Annotated in this window: 16 protein-coding genes; 15 read left to right on the plus strand and 1 reads right to left on the minus strand. The window is 38.3% G+C overall.

Features of this window, described 5'->3' with window-relative positions; genetic code table 11:
• Window positions 1–56: 56 nt before the first annotated feature.
• The 8 genes from E8M05_RS01200 to E8M05_RS01235 all read left to right on the plus strand — a co-directional run bounded on the left by E8M05_RS01200 (window position 57) and on the right by E8M05_RS01235 (window position 8,456).
• Window positions 57–770: a GntR family transcriptional regulator gene (locus E8M05_RS01200; RefSeq protein WP_013851425.1), complete on the plus strand. Its 714-nt coding sequence runs from the start codon at window positions 57–59 to the stop codon at window positions 768–770.
• Between the two features lie 33 nt (window positions 771–803).
• Window positions 804–1,667 (plus strand): ROK family protein, encoded by an 864-nt coding sequence (locus E8M05_RS01205; protein ID WP_013851426.1) that lies wholly within the window; start codon window positions 804–806, stop codon window positions 1,665–1,667.
• 8 nt (window positions 1,668–1,675) lie between these two features.
• Window positions 1,676–2,314 (plus strand): SGNH/GDSL hydrolase family protein, encoded by a 639-nt coding sequence (locus tag E8M05_RS01210; protein ID WP_003063058.1) that lies wholly within the window; start codon window positions 1,676–1,678, stop codon window positions 2,312–2,314.
• A 15-nt stretch (window positions 2,315–2,329) separates the two neighbouring features.
• Complete coding sequence (locus E8M05_RS01215; RefSeq protein WP_003063060.1) at window positions 2,330–3,286, plus strand: acetylxylan esterase; 957 nt, start codon at window positions 2,330–2,332, stop codon at window positions 3,284–3,286.
• 276 nt (window positions 3,287–3,562) lie between these two features.
• Window positions 3,563–5,782, plus strand: a complete 2,220-nt coding sequence (locus tag E8M05_RS01220) for a RelA/SpoT family protein (protein WP_013851427.1) — start codon at window positions 3,563–3,565, stop codon at window positions 5,780–5,782.
• A gap of 59 nt (window positions 5,783–5,841) precedes the next feature.
• Window positions 5,842–6,285 (plus strand): D-aminoacyl-tRNA deacylase, encoded by a 444-nt coding sequence (dtd, locus tag E8M05_RS01225; RefSeq protein WP_003063063.1) that lies wholly within the window; start codon window positions 5,842–5,844, stop codon window positions 6,283–6,285.
• A gap of 88 nt (window positions 6,286–6,373) precedes the next feature.
• Window positions 6,374–7,222 (plus strand): helix-turn-helix domain-containing protein, encoded by an 849-nt coding sequence (locus E8M05_RS01230; protein WP_013851428.1) that lies wholly within the window; start codon window positions 6,374–6,376, stop codon window positions 7,220–7,222.
• Between the two features lie 100 nt (window positions 7,223–7,322).
• On the plus strand, window positions 7,323–8,456 hold the full coding sequence (locus E8M05_RS01235) for an ABC transporter ATP-binding protein (RefSeq protein WP_003063066.1): 1,134 nt from the start codon (window positions 7,323–7,325) through the stop codon (window positions 8,454–8,456).
• A gap of 134 nt (window positions 8,457–8,590) precedes the next feature.
• Here the strand turns inward: E8M05_RS01235 and E8M05_RS01240 are convergent, their stop codons facing one another.
• Window positions 8,591–9,361 (minus strand): DeoR/GlpR family DNA-binding transcription regulator, encoded by a 771-nt coding sequence (locus E8M05_RS01240; RefSeq protein ID WP_013851429.1) that lies wholly within the window; start codon window positions 9,359–9,361, stop codon window positions 8,591–8,593.
• Between the two features lie 306 nt (window positions 9,362–9,667).
• Here E8M05_RS01240 and lacA point away from each other — a divergent pair, with 306 nt between their 5' ends.
• Genes lacA through E8M05_RS01275 form a run of 7 tightly spaced genes read left to right on the plus strand, consistent with a single transcriptional unit; the run spans window position 9,668 to window position 14,791 of the window.
• A complete protein-coding gene (gene lacA, locus E8M05_RS01245) occupies window positions 9,668–10,093 on the plus strand; it encodes a galactose-6-phosphate isomerase subunit LacA (protein ID WP_013851430.1) in 426 nt (141 codons plus the stop codon).
• Window positions 10,094–10,109: 16 nt separating this feature from the next.
• Window positions 10,110–10,625, plus strand: a complete 516-nt coding sequence (lacB, locus tag E8M05_RS01250; RefSeq protein ID WP_003063071.1) for a galactose-6-phosphate isomerase subunit LacB — start codon at window positions 10,110–10,112, stop codon at window positions 10,623–10,625.
• Window positions 10,626–10,636: 11 nt separating this feature from the next.
• Window positions 10,637–11,569: a tagatose-6-phosphate kinase gene (locus E8M05_RS01255; protein WP_003063073.1), complete on the plus strand. Its 933-nt coding sequence runs from the start codon at window positions 10,637–10,639 to the stop codon at window positions 11,567–11,569.
• Window positions 11,570–11,575: 6 nt separating this feature from the next.
• Complete coding sequence (gene lacD / locus E8M05_RS01260; protein ID WP_058692673.1) at window positions 11,576–12,553, plus strand: tagatose-bisphosphate aldolase; 978 nt, start codon at window positions 11,576–11,578, stop codon at window positions 12,551–12,553.
• Window positions 12,554–12,565: 12 nt separating this feature from the next.
• The gene (locus E8M05_RS01265; RefSeq protein WP_041973863.1) at window positions 12,566–13,039 is read left to right on the plus strand and encodes a PTS sugar transporter subunit IIA; all 474 of its coding nucleotides are present in this window, start codon (window positions 12,566–12,568) and stop codon (window positions 13,037–13,039) included.
• 13 nt (window positions 13,040–13,052) lie between these two features.
• Complete coding sequence (locus tag E8M05_RS01270) at window positions 13,053–13,355, plus strand: PTS sugar transporter subunit IIB (protein ID WP_003063077.1); 303 nt, start codon at window positions 13,053–13,055, stop codon at window positions 13,353–13,355.
• Window positions 13,356–13,390: 35 nt separating this feature from the next.
• Window positions 13,391–14,791, plus strand: a complete 1,401-nt coding sequence (locus E8M05_RS01275) for a PTS galactitol transporter subunit IIC (protein WP_003063078.1) — start codon at window positions 13,391–13,393, stop codon at window positions 14,789–14,791.
• The last annotated feature ends 108 nt before the right edge of the window (window positions 14,792–14,899 follow it).

Here is a 14,899-nt window from a genome sequence, read left to right on the forward strand (position 1 = left end):
TCTAGTTTACAATAAAAGTAAGGAAAAGAGTAATCAAAATGAGCAGAGGAGAAAAAATGGAAAAATATAATCGTATTGCAAATGATGTTCGCAAGAAAATCTTAGAAGGTGTTTATCAGCCAAATGAGCAATTACCTTTTGAAAAAGACCTTTGTCAATTTTACGATGTTAGTAAAATGACGGTTAAAAAGGCTTTGGATATGCTAGTTGCAGAGGGATTAATTTACAAGCGTCGTGGTGCTGGAACTTTTGTGATGGACCTATCTGTTGAAAAAATGGAAAAAATGTTGATGGACATTCAAATGATGGGGACAACCGCATTCTATCCAGACAAAAACATTACAAGTAAGGTGATTGACTTTTCTGTGGTAAAAGCAACGCCTGAAATTGCAGACAAATTAAAAATTAAAGAAACAAGTTTTGTGTACAAAATTCATCGTGTGCGTATTGTTGATGATAAACCAACGGTTATTGAAGAAACATATATGCCGATTGATTTAATTAACGGTCTGAAATTAGAGCATGTTGAAAGCTCAATTTATGATTATATCGAAAGTGGTTTAGGGCTAAAAATCCAATCTGGTCACCGTACGATTACAGTACGTCGTGCAACGGATATGGAAGCTGAATACCTAGACTTGGAAAAAGGGGACCCAGTTGCGATTGCCGTTCAAACAGGTTACCTAAGCACAGGTGCCGTTTTTGAGTATTCAATCAGTACCCATCGTTATGATGAATTTTCAGTGGAGATTGTTTTAACACATAATTAATGGCAATCTCTGTCACTTAGAATGGAGAAAAAAATGAATTTAGTTGTGTTTGATATTGGTGGAACATCTGTAAAATACGGTCTTTACCAAGATGGTAGTATCGAAAAGAAAAGTTCTTTTGCTACGCCAAAAACTTGGGATGAAATGAAAGAAAATCTGTATCAAGTCTTTAAAGAATTATCAGATGCTGATACAAAAGGTGTTGCCATATCAAGCCCGGGTGCCGTAGATACAGAAGAAGGTGTTATCAAAGGGCTTAGTGCGATTCCATATATTCATCGCTTCAAAATTGTTGATGAATTAGAAGCTTTGTTTGGACTTCCTGTTGCTATTGAAAATGATGCCAACTGTGCAGGTCTAGCTGAAAGCAAATTTGGTATTGGTCAAGACAGCAAAAATGCCCTTTACTTTATCATTGGTTCTGGTATTGGCGGTGCAGTTTGTCAAAATGGTCAATTGTACAAAGGTAGCAGCCTTTTCGGTGGTGAATTTGGCTATATGATTATCGAAAATGGTAAGACATTAAGTACGCTTGCTAGTCCAGTTCAAGTAGCTGACCGTTATGCTAAAGCTCATGGTTTAACTGATTTTTCTGGGAAAGACTTGTTTGATTTAGCAGATAGTGGAGATGAAGAAGCTAAGGCTGCTTTGGCAGGCTTGTATGATGCTTTGGCTACTGGTATTTTCAATTGCCTTGTCAGCTTCAACCCAGATTTGGTCGGTATCGGTGGCGGTATCTCAGTTCGACCAGATTTGGTATCTGAACTTGATAAACGTATTCAAAAATTAATTCATGACACTGAAGCCAGTGAATTAACTTACGAACTTAAAAGTTGTCAATTTAAAAATGACGCCAACTTATTAGGAGCCGCTTCAAATTTTTTAAACACTAAGTGAGGTAGCCTATGGAAATTAAGAAACATGACCGTATCGTTTTTTTCGGAGATAGCATTACGGAGTGGGGACGTGATAAAAGTAATCCAGATAGTCTAGGACATGGCTATGTGAGCATTGTAGCGGCAGATTTACTGGATCGTTCTCCAGAGTTAGGATTGCATTTTTACAATCGAGGTGTTGGTGGTGATAAGGTTCAAGATTTGTTAAATCGTGTGGACGATTGCTTATCTTGCCAACCCGATGCTGTCATTTTAATGGTTGGTATCAATGATGTTTGGCACTTGGTTGGTAAAGATGGCTTTGCTAGTCAAGAAGAACAACAACGTTTTGAAAATGTCTATCGTCAGCTTCTGCAAGCATTGAAACAAGCAGGAATTGAGCGCATTTTGTTAATGGAACCATTTGTGTTGGACTATCCAGAAGACCGTATGGAATGGCGTCGAGATTTGGACCCTAAGATTCAAATTGTCCGTCATCTTGCGCGTGAGTTTAAATTGGAATTGGTTCCTTTGGATGGCTTGATGAATGAGCAGGCATTGCTTTATGGCAGACGTGAATTGACAGGTGATGACGGTGTTCACCCAACATTGGTTGGCGCTAATATCATTGCTCAAGAAATCCTAAAACGCCTAACGTTTATTTATTGAAAGTAGAGGTAGGCAATGAAAACAGAAGATGCTTTGAGAGAGTGGGGCGATTACCAAGGGCGTCAAGATAAGCCTGATGATTTTGACGATTTTTGGGATAAAGCCAAAAAAGAGGTGGATTCGCTGGGGCTTCATTATGAATTGACACCGACTGATTTTACATCAAAAGTGGCAGAGTGTTATGACTTGTATTTTACAGGTGTTCATGAGTCAAAAATCTATGCTCAACTGCTTTTGCCAAAGAAATCAAGTGCGAAACACCCTGTTATTTTTCAATTTCATGGTTATCATAGTGATGTCGGTGATTGGTCGGATAAATTAGCTTTTGTGTCTGAAGGCTATGTTGTGGTTGCCTTGTCTGTTCGAGGGCAAGGTGGCGAGTCAGAAGACCGTTTGCAAACAAGTGGTGGCACCTTGAAAGGACACCTTATCCGTGGCATTGAGGACGGTCCAGAGAAGCTTTTTTATCGTGCGGTTTTTCAGGACGTTTACCAACTGACAAATGTGGTGAGTCGTCTGCCATTTGTGGATAGTTCTAAAATGGCTTCTTACGGCGTATCACAAGGCGGAGCTTTAGCGCTTGTCTGTGCGGCGCTGTGTCCAAAGGTTAAACGGACATTTGTGCAGTATCCTTTTTTAAGCGATTATCGTACCGCATATGGTTTAGAGGTCACACAATCAGCTTATGAGGAGTTGGCATACTATTTCCGCTATCGTGACCCACTTCATGAACGAGAAGAAGCTGTATTTGCTGCTTTAGATTATGTTGATATTCAATATTTGGTGGACCGTATCCAAGCAGAAGTGATATGGGCGATGGGCTTAGAAGACCGAGTTTGTCACCCAAAAACACAATTTGCTGTTTATAACCACATTCAAGCACCGAAAAAACTTTATTTTTACCCAGAATACGGTCACGAATACTTGCCAAAATTTAACGACAAGGTTCACCAGATTTTAGGTGGAAAGTAAGTTGAAAAAGAGTGAAAGAAAGCTGAGACAAAAGTGCTCAGCTTTCTTTATGTCATTATATTGCTATACGCGGTGGTTTAGGCTGTCGGTCAGTCAGCAAGAAATGAGGAATAAGCGCCAATTCGCCAGATTTTATTTGTTCTAAGTTTGGCTATTTCTTATTTGGATAATATTTAGCACATTTCTCCTTCCAAAACGTGGCTTTTTGGCTTATGAATTGGTATTTTAGGCAGTTTAGTGTTAAAATAAATACAATATCAATCTGAAGAGGTCTTTATGGCAAAAACTGTGAATTTAACGGGCGAAGAGGTGGTTGCACTCACAGCCCAATACATGAGCGAATCTGATGTGGCAATTGTTCAAAAGGCATTGGATTACGCAACAAAAGCACATATTTCTCAAGTTAGGCAATCAGGTGAGCCTTACATTATTCACCCTATCCAAGTTGCAGGTATTTTAGCAGATTTGCATCTTGATGTGGTGACGGTAGCTTGCGGTTTTTTGCATGATGTTGTTGAAGATACTGAAGTTACTTTAGATGACATTGAAGCGGAATTTGGCAAAGATGTTCGTGATATTGTCGATGGTGTTACAAAACTTGGTAAAGTTGAGTACAAATCACATGAAGAACAATTGGCAGAAAATCACCGTAAAATGTTGATGGCGATGTCTAAGGACATTCGTGTTATTTTGGTTAAATTGGCAGACCGTCTCCACAATATGCGCACTTTAAAACATCTGCGTAAAGATAAGCAAGAGCGTATTTCACGAGAAACAATGGAAATCTATGCACCCCTAGCTCATCGTTTGGGGATTAGCCGTATCAAGTGGGAATTGGAAGATTTGTCCTTCCGTTATCTTGATGAAATTGAGTTCTACAAGATTTCTCACATGATGAAAGAAAAGCGTCGTGAACGTGAAGCTTTGGTTGATGAAATTGTTAAGAAAATCAAGGATTACACGCAAGAACAAGGGCTTTATGGTGAAGTTTACGGACGACCAAAACACATTTACTCGATTTATCGCAAAATGCGTGACAAGAAAAAACGTTTTGACCAAATTTACGATTTGATTGCCATTCGTTGTATTATGGAAACGCCGAGCGATGTTTATGCCATGGTCGGCTATATTCATGAATTGTGGCGTCCAATGCCTGGTCGTTTTAAGGATTACATTGCTGCGCCTAAAGCTAATGGTTACCAATCTATTCATACGACAGTTTATGGTCCAAAAGGTCCGATTGAGATTCAAATTCGTACCAAAGAAATGCACCAAGTTGCCGAATACGGGGTTGCTGCTCACTGGGCTTACAAGCAAGGTATCAAAGGGAAAGTTGACAACCAAGAACAAGCCGTCGGCATGAACTGGATTAAGGAATTGGTGGAATTGCAAGACGCTTCAAACGGTGATGCGGTTGATTTCGTTGATTCGGTTAAGCAGGATATTTTCTCAGAACGTATCTATGTCTTTACACCAACAGGTGCCGTGCAAGAATTGCCAAAAGATTCAGGTCCGATTGACTTTGCCTATGCTATCCATACGCAGGTTGGGGAAAAAGCAGTTGGTGCTAAGGTTAACGGACGTATGGTGCCACTGACCGCTAAATTGAAAACAGGTGATGTGGTTGAGATTGTCACTAATCCTAATTCATTTGGTCCAAGTCGTGATTGGATTAAAATTGTCAAAACCAATAAAGCTCGCAATCGCATTCGCCAATTTTTCAAAAATCAAGATAAAGAAACCTCAATTAATAAAGGTCGCGAGCTTTTAGTGGATTATTTCCAAGAGCAAGGCTATGTGGCTAACAAATACCTTGATAAAAAGCATATTGAAGAAATTTTGCCACGCTTTAGCGTTCGTAGCGAAGAAGCCTTGTACGCTGCTGTCGGTTTTGGTGAAATTAGCGCTGCTTCTGTCTTTAATCGATTGACAGAAAAAGAACGCCGTGAAGAAGAACGTGCGAAGGCGAAAGCTGAAGCCGAAGAACTGATGAACGGTGGCGAAGTTAAAACCGAAAACAAAGATGTTCTGAAAGTTCGTAGCGAAAATGGCGTTATTATCCAAGGAGCTTCAGGTCTCTTGATGCGTATTGCCAAATGTTGTAACCCAGTCCCAGGAGACCCAATCGAAGGTTATATCACTAAGGGGCGTGGGGTGGCTATTCACCGTGCAGATTGTCATAATATCAAGAGCCAAGAGGGTTACGAACAACGTCTTATTGAAGTTGAATGGGATGATACTAGTGCCAGCAATGATTACTTGGCTGAAATTGACATTTACGGACTTAATCGTTCAGGTTTGCTCAATGATGTGCTTCAAGTGTTATCAAATGCCACTAAGAATATTTCAACTGTCAATGCCCAACCAAGTAAAGATATGAAATTTGCTAATATTCACGTCAGCTTTGCCATTCCAAACTTAACAGCATTGACAACTGTCGTTGATAAAATCAAAATTATTCCAGATGTTTACTCTGTCAAACGAACAAATGGGTAATGAGTGCGTTTTTCAAGCGAGTTGACTTTGTCAGCCCGCTTTTTTAGAAAGGATTGTATATGAAAGTTGTTATTCAGCGTGTCAAGAAAGCCCAAGTCGTGATTGATGAGGAGCTTGTCGGTGATATTAAACAAGGCTTGTTGCTTTTGGTTGGGGTCGGTCCAGATGATGAGCAAGAGGACCTTGATTATGCGGTGCGAAAAATCACGAATATGCGGATTTTTTCAGATGATATGGGAAAAATGAATTTATCTGTTCAAGATGTCAAGGGAAGCATTTTATCGGTGTCACAGTTTACCTTGTTTGCGGATACGAAAAAGGGTAACCGACCAGCCTTTACTGGTGCTGCCAAACCTGACAAAGCCGAGCAATTATACAATGCCTTCAATGAAGCACTAGCGCAATACGTTCCTGTTGAAACAGGCGTTTTCGGAGCTGATATGTATGTTAGTCTTGTCAATGATGGTCCTGTTACCATTATCTTGGATACTAAGGCACGCTAATCCCTTGATTGAAGTAGAGACTTATTGCATTGAATTAATATAAAACTGGTATTAATTTCGCAACAGTTATTAAAAATGGAGGTAAATCATGTCACTAGATGAATTGTTTCCTGAAGCGACATCAAAAGGAAATATCCAAAATCCAGAAGAATGGCTTATTTTAGAAGAAAATGGAACGTCTTATTATCTTCCTCTAGCCAGTCTTAGTGAGCGTGAAAAAGCATTGCTGACGCTTAAAAAGATGACGATTTCAGCTAGTCGTGTTTCTGAAAATCCTTGGTATCAGTATTTGGTGCAAAAAAAGGGCAGTTTACCCCAAGAGTACAAACGCCTTCAGATGATTTACATTGACCATCAATATCGATTACCAGAAGAATTGGTTGATTTTTTAGCAACTCTTTTACCAAATATGATTACAGAAGTCAGTCTTTCAGATAATCGGACCATTCTTTTGCTGGATCAATCAGAGCTGATTGAGGTAGAAGAATTGGTAAAAGATGTTTTACCAACTTTGGAAAATGATTTTGGGATTAAATTGACTGTTTTCTTTGGCAATGGCTGGAGTAAATTGCAAGCAAATGATTTGCAGGCTTATTTCGATGAAGAAACCAAGCTTTTTTCTGATGTGAGTCACTATCGTGGTAACGAACGGGTGGCGACGTTTTCTGAAATGTTGTTGTTAGACTTTGCACGTCATCTTGATATTCCAACGATAAAACACAAAATATTGCAATCTATTGATGATAGCAAGGATATTCGAGCTATCATTGTTGCCATGTGGCAGGAGCAGGGAAATCTTGCCAAAACGGCACAAAGTCTTTATATTCATCGAAATTCACTTCAATATAAATTAGAAAAATTTCGATTGTTGTCTGGTTTGAATTTGAAAAATCTTGATAGCCTTGCTTTTTGCTATCTCCTAATCATGATGCCATAATTTTTGGGCACTTTGCACAAAAAATCTTGTCATTTCTGTCTATAGTATGTAAGCGTTATCTTTGTTATAATAAAGCCACATAGATTAAAGGAGTTACAAAATGGTAGAATTAAACCTTAACCACATTTACAAAAAATATCCAAATGCAAGTCATTATGCTGTTGAAGATTTCGATCTTGACATCAAAGATAAAGAATTTATCGTTTTCGTAGGACCTTCAGGTTGTGGTAAATCAACAACACTTCGTATGGTTGCTGGTCTTGAGGACATCACAGAAGGTGAACTTAAAATTGATGGTGAAGTTGTTAATGACAAAGCACCAAAAGACCGTGACATTGCCATGGTTTTCCAAAACTATGCCCTTTACCCACACATGACTGTTTACGATAACATGGCATTTGGGCTAAAACTTAGAAAATATAAAAAAGATGACATTGACAAACGTGTTCGTGAAGCTGCTGAAATTCTTGGCTTGACAGAGTTTCTTCAACGTAAACCTGCTGACCTTTCAGGTGGTCAACGACAACGTGTTGCCATGGGGCGTGCCATTGTCCGTGATGCCAAAGTGTTCTTGATGGACGAACCTTTGTCAAACTTGGATGCTAAATTGCGTGTGTCAATGCGTGCTGAAATTGCCAAAATCCACCGTCGTATTGGTTCAACAACAATCTACGTTACTCACGACCAAACAGAAGCCATGACACTTGCTGACCGTATTGTTATCATGAGTTCTACAAAAAATCCTGACGGTTCAGGAACAATTGGTCGTGTCGAACAAATTGGTACACCACAAGAACTTTATAACCGTCCTGCTAATAAATTTGTTGCAGGATTTATCGGTAGCCCCGCCATGAACTTCTTTGAAGCAATGGTTGAAGGCGATGCTTTGGTCAATGATGCTGGCTTCAAGATAACTTTGCCAGAAGGTCAAAAGAAATTGCTTGAAACAAAAGGGTATAATGGTAAAAGAGTTATCTTTGGTATTCGCCCGGAAGATATTTCAAACAATCCATTGGTCCGCGATACTTATCCTGGTGCAACAATCAAAGCAGAAGTAACTGTGTCAGAATTGCTTGGGGCTGAAACAATGCTTTATGTCAAATCTGGTGATGTTGAACTCGTGTCACGTACAGATGCGCGTGATACTTATGAACCAGGTGAACAAGTTGAATTGACTTTAAATGTGGCTAAAGGTCACTTCTTCGACCCTGAAACAGAAGCAGCTATTCGCTAATTTTTCCAAAACAAAACTATTCTAGAATACAATATAAAAATCCCTACACCAGCAAGTGTAGGGATTTTTTGTTGATTGATAAATTCATAAAAAAGCTGTTTATCAGGGGATAAGCAGTTTCTTTGTGACTAAAATCAGTCTGTGGCAACGATAATATCGGTTAGTGGACCGAATTTTTCTTTGGTGTCGCTGGTAATAGCAGAATCGGTTACCAGATGATTGATATCGCTAATGCGATAGAAATCGTAAAAGTCGTATTTGTCGAATTTTTCATGGTCAACGAGCAAGAATGTTTCAATGGCGTTATCAAGTGCGATACGTTGAATTTCTCCTTCACTCTCACTATATGTGGCAATAGAATCACCAAATACACCATTGGCACTCACAAAAGCCTTTGAGAATTTTAGGTTTTGGAGGTAGTTGGCAGTCAAAGATCCGACAAAAGCGCCTGTAATATCACGATATTCTCCACCAGTTAAGATTAAATCGGTGTTTTTATTTTCATTTAAAATGTTAAAAACAGGCAAACTGTTTGTAATAACTCGAATATTTTTGGCGACGAGTTCACTTGCAAAATGTTCGAGTGTCGTTCCTGGTCCAATAAAAATTGTTTCTCCTTCTTGAACAAGCTGACTAGCGAATTTAGCGATAGCACGTTTTTCTTCAATTTGAAGTTCTTGTTTTTCAGTGTTTGATTTTTCGTGTTTACTTCTGATTTTTGGGCTATCAATGCTCTGTGCACCACCGTGGATGCGGATAAGTAAGCCGTCTTTATCAAGCTCATCCAAGTCTCGTCTGACAGTCATATCTGAAACGCCAAGCTCTTTAATGACATCATTAACGGTAATGATGCCTTTGACATTGACTTTTTCAAGAATCCACTGGAGGCGTTCTTTTTTTAGCATAATAATCTCCTTTCCATTTGCATAATAAATGATATCTTACTTCTATATTATCATAAAAAATAGACGAACTCAACAAATAAGAAAAAAAAGAAACACTACGAAATAAAACTGTAATAAAGCTGATAACTCTGATGTTATCATTAGTTTTGTGGATATAATTACATTATTGGTAAACATAAAACAACAAACAAAACAAAAAATATTAAACAAATGTGTTGACAAATGTTTGTTTTGGTTTTATTATATAAATATAAAAAAACGTTTTTAAAAATTATCTAGATAAAAGAAGAATTTTGAGGTGTTAAAATGACAGTTATTCTTGGTTCAGATGCCGCAGGTGAAACTTTGAAAAATATTATCAAAGAATACTTGCTTGCAAATGATTATGATGTTAATGATGTGACAGATGTGACTAAAGATTTTGTTGATAATACGCTTGCTGTTGCAGCGGGTGTCAATGCGGCTGAAGGCAATCTTGGCATTATGATTGATGCTTATGGTGCTGGTAGCTTTATGACAGCAACTAAAATCAAAGGGATGGTCGCAGCGGAAGTTTCAGATGAACGCTCTGCTTACATGACACGTGCTCACAACAATGCTCGTATGATTACTATGGGGGCAGAAATTGTCGGTGTTGAATTAGCTAAAAATATTGCCAAAGGGTTCTTGGAAGGTCACTATGACGGTGGTCGTCACCAAATCCGTGTTGATATGTTGAATAAAATGTGTTAGGAGCGAGGAAGATAAAATGAAAATTGCAATTGGATGTGACCATATCGTAACAACAGAAAAAATGGCAGTGTCAGATTTCTTGAAATCAAAAGGTTATGAGGTTATTGATTGTGGAACATATGACCACACACGCACACATTATCCTATCTTTGGTAAAAAAGTCGGTGAAGCGGTGACAAGCGGTCAAGCAGACCTAGGTGTTTGTATTTGTGGAACAGGTGTTGGAATCAACAACTCTGTCAACAAAGTTCCAGGTATTCGCTCAGCTTTGGTTCGCGACATGACAACAGCGATTTACGCCAAAGAAGAATTAAATGCTAATGTCATCGGTTTTGGTGGTAAAATCACAGGTGAATTACTCATGTGCGACATTATTGAAGCATTTATCAAAGCTGAATACAAACCAACAGCAGAAAATAAAGCTTTGATTGAAAAAATTGCACAAGTCGAAACGGTCAATGAGGACCAAACATCACCAGATTTCTTTGATGAATTTCTTGAAAAATGGAATCGTGGCGAATATCAGGATTAGGAGAAAATCAGATGATTCTTACTGTAACATTGAATCCGTCAATTGATATTTCTTATCCGCTTGATGAGCTAACTTTGGATACGGTCAATCGTGTTTCCGAGGTTAAAAAAACAGCAGGTGGTAAGGGTTTGAACGTCACACGTGTATTGTCAGAAATTGGCGATAATGTGACTGCGACAGGTTTTATCGGTGGAAAGCTAGGTGACTTTTTAACAAGTAGGCTTGACCAAAATGGTATCCAACATCGTTTCTTTCCGATTCATGGGGAAACCCGCAATTGCATTGCGATTTTGCATGAAGGCTTGCAGACAGAAGTTTTGGAAGCAGGTCCGATGATTGACCAAGATGAGGCAGATGGTTTTCTTAATCATTTTCGTTACCTTTGCCCGTCTTATGATGTCATCACAATTTCGGGTAGCCTTCCAGCGGGGCTTGAAAGCGATTATTATCAAAAAGTCATTGGACTTGCTAATTCCCAAGGCAAAAAAGTAGTGCTAGATTGTTCTGGTAAGGCTTTGGAAGCTGTTTTAACAGGTAATGATAAACCGTTTGTTATCAAGCCAAACACAGAAGAATTATCACAACTTGTTGGAAGAGAAGTGAGCGATGATGTGGATGAGTTAAAACAAATCTTGCAAGATGATTTGTTTGCAGGGATTGATTGGGTGGTTGTTTCACTAGGCAGCAAAGGAGCTTTTGCGAAACATGGTGACCACTATTACCGTGTTATCATTCCAAAAATCAATGTGGTCAATCCTGTTGGTTCTGGTGATTCAACGGTGGCTGGTATTGCGTCAGCGATTGTTCATAATCTTTCCGACAAAGATTTCTTACGTCATGCGAATGCCCTCGGCATGCTAAATGCTCAAGAAAAAATGACAGGTCATGTCAATATGACAAATTACGAAAACTTATTTAATCAGATTCAGGTAGAAGAGGTATAAGAAAACATGGTATTAACACAAGAAAAACGTAACTTGCTTGAAAAGCTTAGTCGTGATGGCGTGATTTCTGCTTTGGCATTTGACCAACGAGGAGCACTTAAACGCATGATGGCAAACTATCAAACAGAAGAACCAAGTGTTGAACAAATCGAACAATTGAAAGCCCTGGTTTCAGAAGAATTGACACCGTATGCGTCATCTATTCTTCTTGACCCTGAGTATGGTTTGCCAGCAAGTAAGGTTCGTGATGCGGATTCAGGTCTCTTGTTAGCTTATGAAAAAACAGGTTACGATGCGACAACAACAAGTCGTTTACCAGATTGTTTGGTAGAATGGTCAGCTAAACGTCTTAAAGAAGCGGGAGCTGATGCAGTGAAATTCTTGCTTTATTATGACGTTGATGGTGATGAATACGTTAATCTTCAAAAACAAGCTTATATCGAACGTATTGGTGCAGAATGTAAAGCTGAAGATGTGCCTTTCTTCCTTGAAATCTTAACTTATGATGAAACTATCTCTGATAATACAAGCGCAGCCTTTGCCAAAGTAAAACCTCACAAAGTTAACGAAGCCATGAAAGTTTTCTCTGATGCCCGCTTTGGTATTGATGTGCTCAAGGTTGAAGTCCCTGTCAACATGACATATGTTGAAGGTTTTGCGGAAGGTGAAGTGGTTTACACTAAAGAAGAAGCCGCTAAAGCTTTCAAAGATCAAGAAGCAGCAAGTCATTTGCCATATATCTATCTTAGCGCGGGTGTTTCAGCAAAACTTTTCCAAGAAACGTTGGTATTTGCGGCTGAGTCAGGTGCTAAATTCAACGGTGTCCTTTGTGGACGTGCTACTTGGGCTGGCTCTGTACAAGTGTATATCGAAGAAGGCGAAGCAGCAGCCCGTGATTGGTTAAGAACACAAGGACGTAAAAACATTGAAGAACTTAATGAAGTCCTTGCCAAAACAGCTAGCTCTTGGACTGAGAAAGTGTAAGAAGGTGATCAAATGACTCAATTATTTGCAGAAGATACGGTATATATATCTGAACAACAAGATCAAAAAAGTGTTTTTAAAGAAATTGCTCAGAAATTATTTGAAAAAGGTCTTGTAACAGAAGAATACTTGGATAATTTAATCGATAGAGAGGAAAATTATCCGACTGCCTTACCGTTAAGTCCAATTGATTCGAGTCTTCCTAATATTGCTATTCCACATACAGAAAGTCAGTTTGTAAATGTTACTCGTATTGTTCCAGTTAAACTGGAACATGCGATAACATTTCATAATATGATTTTGCCAGATGAAAAACTAGAGGTTTCATTTTTGTTCATGATTTTAAACAATGAAGAAAAAGAGCAAGCTGGTTTATTGGCAGCAATAATGGATTTTATTAATAGACAAGATAAGGAAGCATTAATTAAATTTTTTAATTCTGAAAATACAGAAAGAATTTATCAATTTTTGAAAAATAATTTTTAAGGAGGAATTTCTCATGATTAAAATTTTAGCAGCGTGTGGAGCCGGGGTTAACTCAAGCCATCAAATTAAAAACGCCCTAGAAACAGAATTGACTAAACGTGGTTATCAAGTGTCGTGTGATGCTGTTATGATTAAAGATATTAATGAAGAATTGTTATCGCATTATGACATCTTTGCACAAATTTCTAAGACTGATTTAGGTTTTGATGTTAAGCTTCCAGTTGTTGATGCTGGTGCTATTCTTTATCGTATTCCAGCAATGGCAGAACCTGTTTATAAGAAAATGGAAGACGTTATTAATAGCTTAAACAAATAAATTAAAGCGCTTTCGAAAGAAAGGTAAGAGATGAAATGAATGTAATTATCGACTTTGCAAATACGATTTTCCAACCAATTATTGATCTTGGCGCCGCTCCGTTAATGACAATCATCCTGACTGTCATTGCCCTCTTCTTTAAAGTGAAATTCACTAGAGCATTAGAAGGCGGTATTAAACTAGGAATTGCCTTAACAGGTATTAGCGCAATTATCAATATCTTGTCAACGGCATTTTCGGGTGCTATGGCTGACTTTGTTGCCCGAACTGGTTTGGAATTAAATATCACTGACGTTGGTTGGGCACCGTTGGCAACTATCACTTGGGGCTCACCTTATACCCTATATTTTTTGATGGTAATGGTCATTGTAAATATCATTATGTTGGTATTGAATAAAACCAATACGCTTGATGTTGATATTTTCGATATTTGGCACTTATCAATTGTTGGCTTGTTTGCTATTTATAGTGGAGCAAACCTCATGATTGCAACGATTTTGGTTATTTTTATCGGTATTTTAAAAATTATCAATTCAGACCTTATGAAACCTACTTTTAATGATTTATTGGGTGCTGGTGATGAAAATCCGATGACAACAACTCACATGAACTACATGATGAATCCAATTATTATGGTATTCGATAAAATTTTTGACAAGCTTTTCCCTTGGCTTGATAAATATGACTTCGATGCTGCTAAATTAAATGCTAAAATTGGTTTCTGGGGTTCAAAATTTGCAATTGGTATTTATTTAGGAATCTTTGTTGGCCTATTAGCAGGTCAAACACCAACAGAAATTGCTTCTTTAGCTTTTACAGCAGCTGTCTGCTTGGAATTGTTCTCATTGATTGGATCATGGTTTATCGCTTCTGTTGAACCACTTTCTCAAGGTATTACTGACTTTGCTTCTTCAAAACTACAAGGACGCACATTAAATATTGGTTTGGACTGGCCATTCATTGCAGGTCGTGCAGAAGTATGGGCTGCCGCTAATATTTTAGCTCCAATTATGTTGTTAGAAGCAATTGTTTTACCAGGAAATAAATTATTACCGCTCGCAGGTATTATTGCGATGGGGGTTACTCCTGCTTTGCTAGTTGTGACACGTGGTAAATTAATCCGCATGATTGTCATTGGTGCTATTGAATTACCGCTATTCTTGTGGTCAGGAACGTTGATTGCACCATTTATCACAGAAACTGCTAAAAAAGTGGGTGCCTTTCCAAGTGGTTTAGATGCTTCGACCATGATTTCTCACACAACAATGGAAGGTCCAATTGAAAAATTCTTGGCATTCTTTGTTGGTAAAGCTTCAACTGGTGATTTGACTTACGTTCTTTATGCAGCAATTGCTTTAGTTGTTTACACGTTACTCTTCTTCTGGTATAAAGGAGAAATGAAAAAACGTAATCAAGCTTATCAAGAAGCCAAATAGTAATACATCTAATCTAACTCACTAAAACTTCTTTTATTATTTTGTTTTTACGCGTGATGAGAATGGCAGTTATGAGGCTGTTCATTCTCATTTTATTTAGGAGAAAAT

It is taken from the genome of Streptococcus pasteurianus, from assembly GCF_004843545.1.
GTDB classification, from domain to species: Bacteria; Bacillota; Bacilli; order Lactobacillales; family Streptococcaceae; genus Streptococcus; species Streptococcus pasteurianus.

Coding starts and splice junctions, on each gene's coding strand:
- E8M05_RS01200 (WP_013851425.1), top strand. CDS start 57: ATGGAAAAATATAATCGTATTGCAAATGATGTTCGCAAGAAAATCTTA.
- E8M05_RS01205 (WP_013851426.1), top strand. CDS start 804: ATGAATTTAGTTGTGTTTGATATTGGTGGAACATCTGTAAAATACGGT.
- E8M05_RS01210 (WP_003063058.1), top strand. CDS start 1,676: ATGGAAATTAAGAAACATGACCGTATCGTTTTTTTCGGAGATAGCATT.
- E8M05_RS01215 (WP_003063060.1), top strand. CDS start 2,330: ATGAAAACAGAAGATGCTTTGAGAGAGTGGGGCGATTACCAAGGGCGT.
- E8M05_RS01220 (WP_013851427.1), top strand. CDS start 3,563: ATGGCAAAAACTGTGAATTTAACGGGCGAAGAGGTGGTTGCACTCACA.
- dtd (WP_003063063.1), top strand. CDS start 5,842: ATGAAAGTTGTTATTCAGCGTGTCAAGAAAGCCCAAGTCGTGATTGAT.
- E8M05_RS01230 (WP_013851428.1), top strand. CDS start 6,374: ATGTCACTAGATGAATTGTTTCCTGAAGCGACATCAAAAGGAAATATC.
- E8M05_RS01235 (WP_003063066.1), top strand. CDS start 7,323: ATGGTAGAATTAAACCTTAACCACATTTACAAAAAATATCCAAATGCA.
- E8M05_RS01240 (WP_013851429.1), bottom strand. CDS start 9,361: ATGCTAAAAAAAGAACGCCTCCAGTGGATTCTTGAAAAAGTCAATGTC.
- lacA (WP_013851430.1), top strand. CDS start 9,668: ATGACAGTTATTCTTGGTTCAGATGCCGCAGGTGAAACTTTGAAAAAT.
- lacB (WP_003063071.1), top strand. CDS start 10,110: ATGAAAATTGCAATTGGATGTGACCATATCGTAACAACAGAAAAAATG.
- E8M05_RS01255 (WP_003063073.1), top strand. CDS start 10,637: ATGATTCTTACTGTAACATTGAATCCGTCAATTGATATTTCTTATCCG.
- lacD (WP_058692673.1), top strand. CDS start 11,576: ATGGTATTAACACAAGAAAAACGTAACTTGCTTGAAAAGCTTAGTCGT.
- E8M05_RS01265 (WP_041973863.1), top strand. CDS start 12,566: ATGACTCAATTATTTGCAGAAGATACGGTATATATATCTGAACAACAA.
- E8M05_RS01270 (WP_003063077.1), top strand. CDS start 13,053: ATGATTAAAATTTTAGCAGCGTGTGGAGCCGGGGTTAACTCAAGCCAT.
- E8M05_RS01275 (WP_003063078.1), top strand. CDS start 13,391: ATGAATGTAATTATCGACTTTGCAAATACGATTTTCCAACCAATTATT.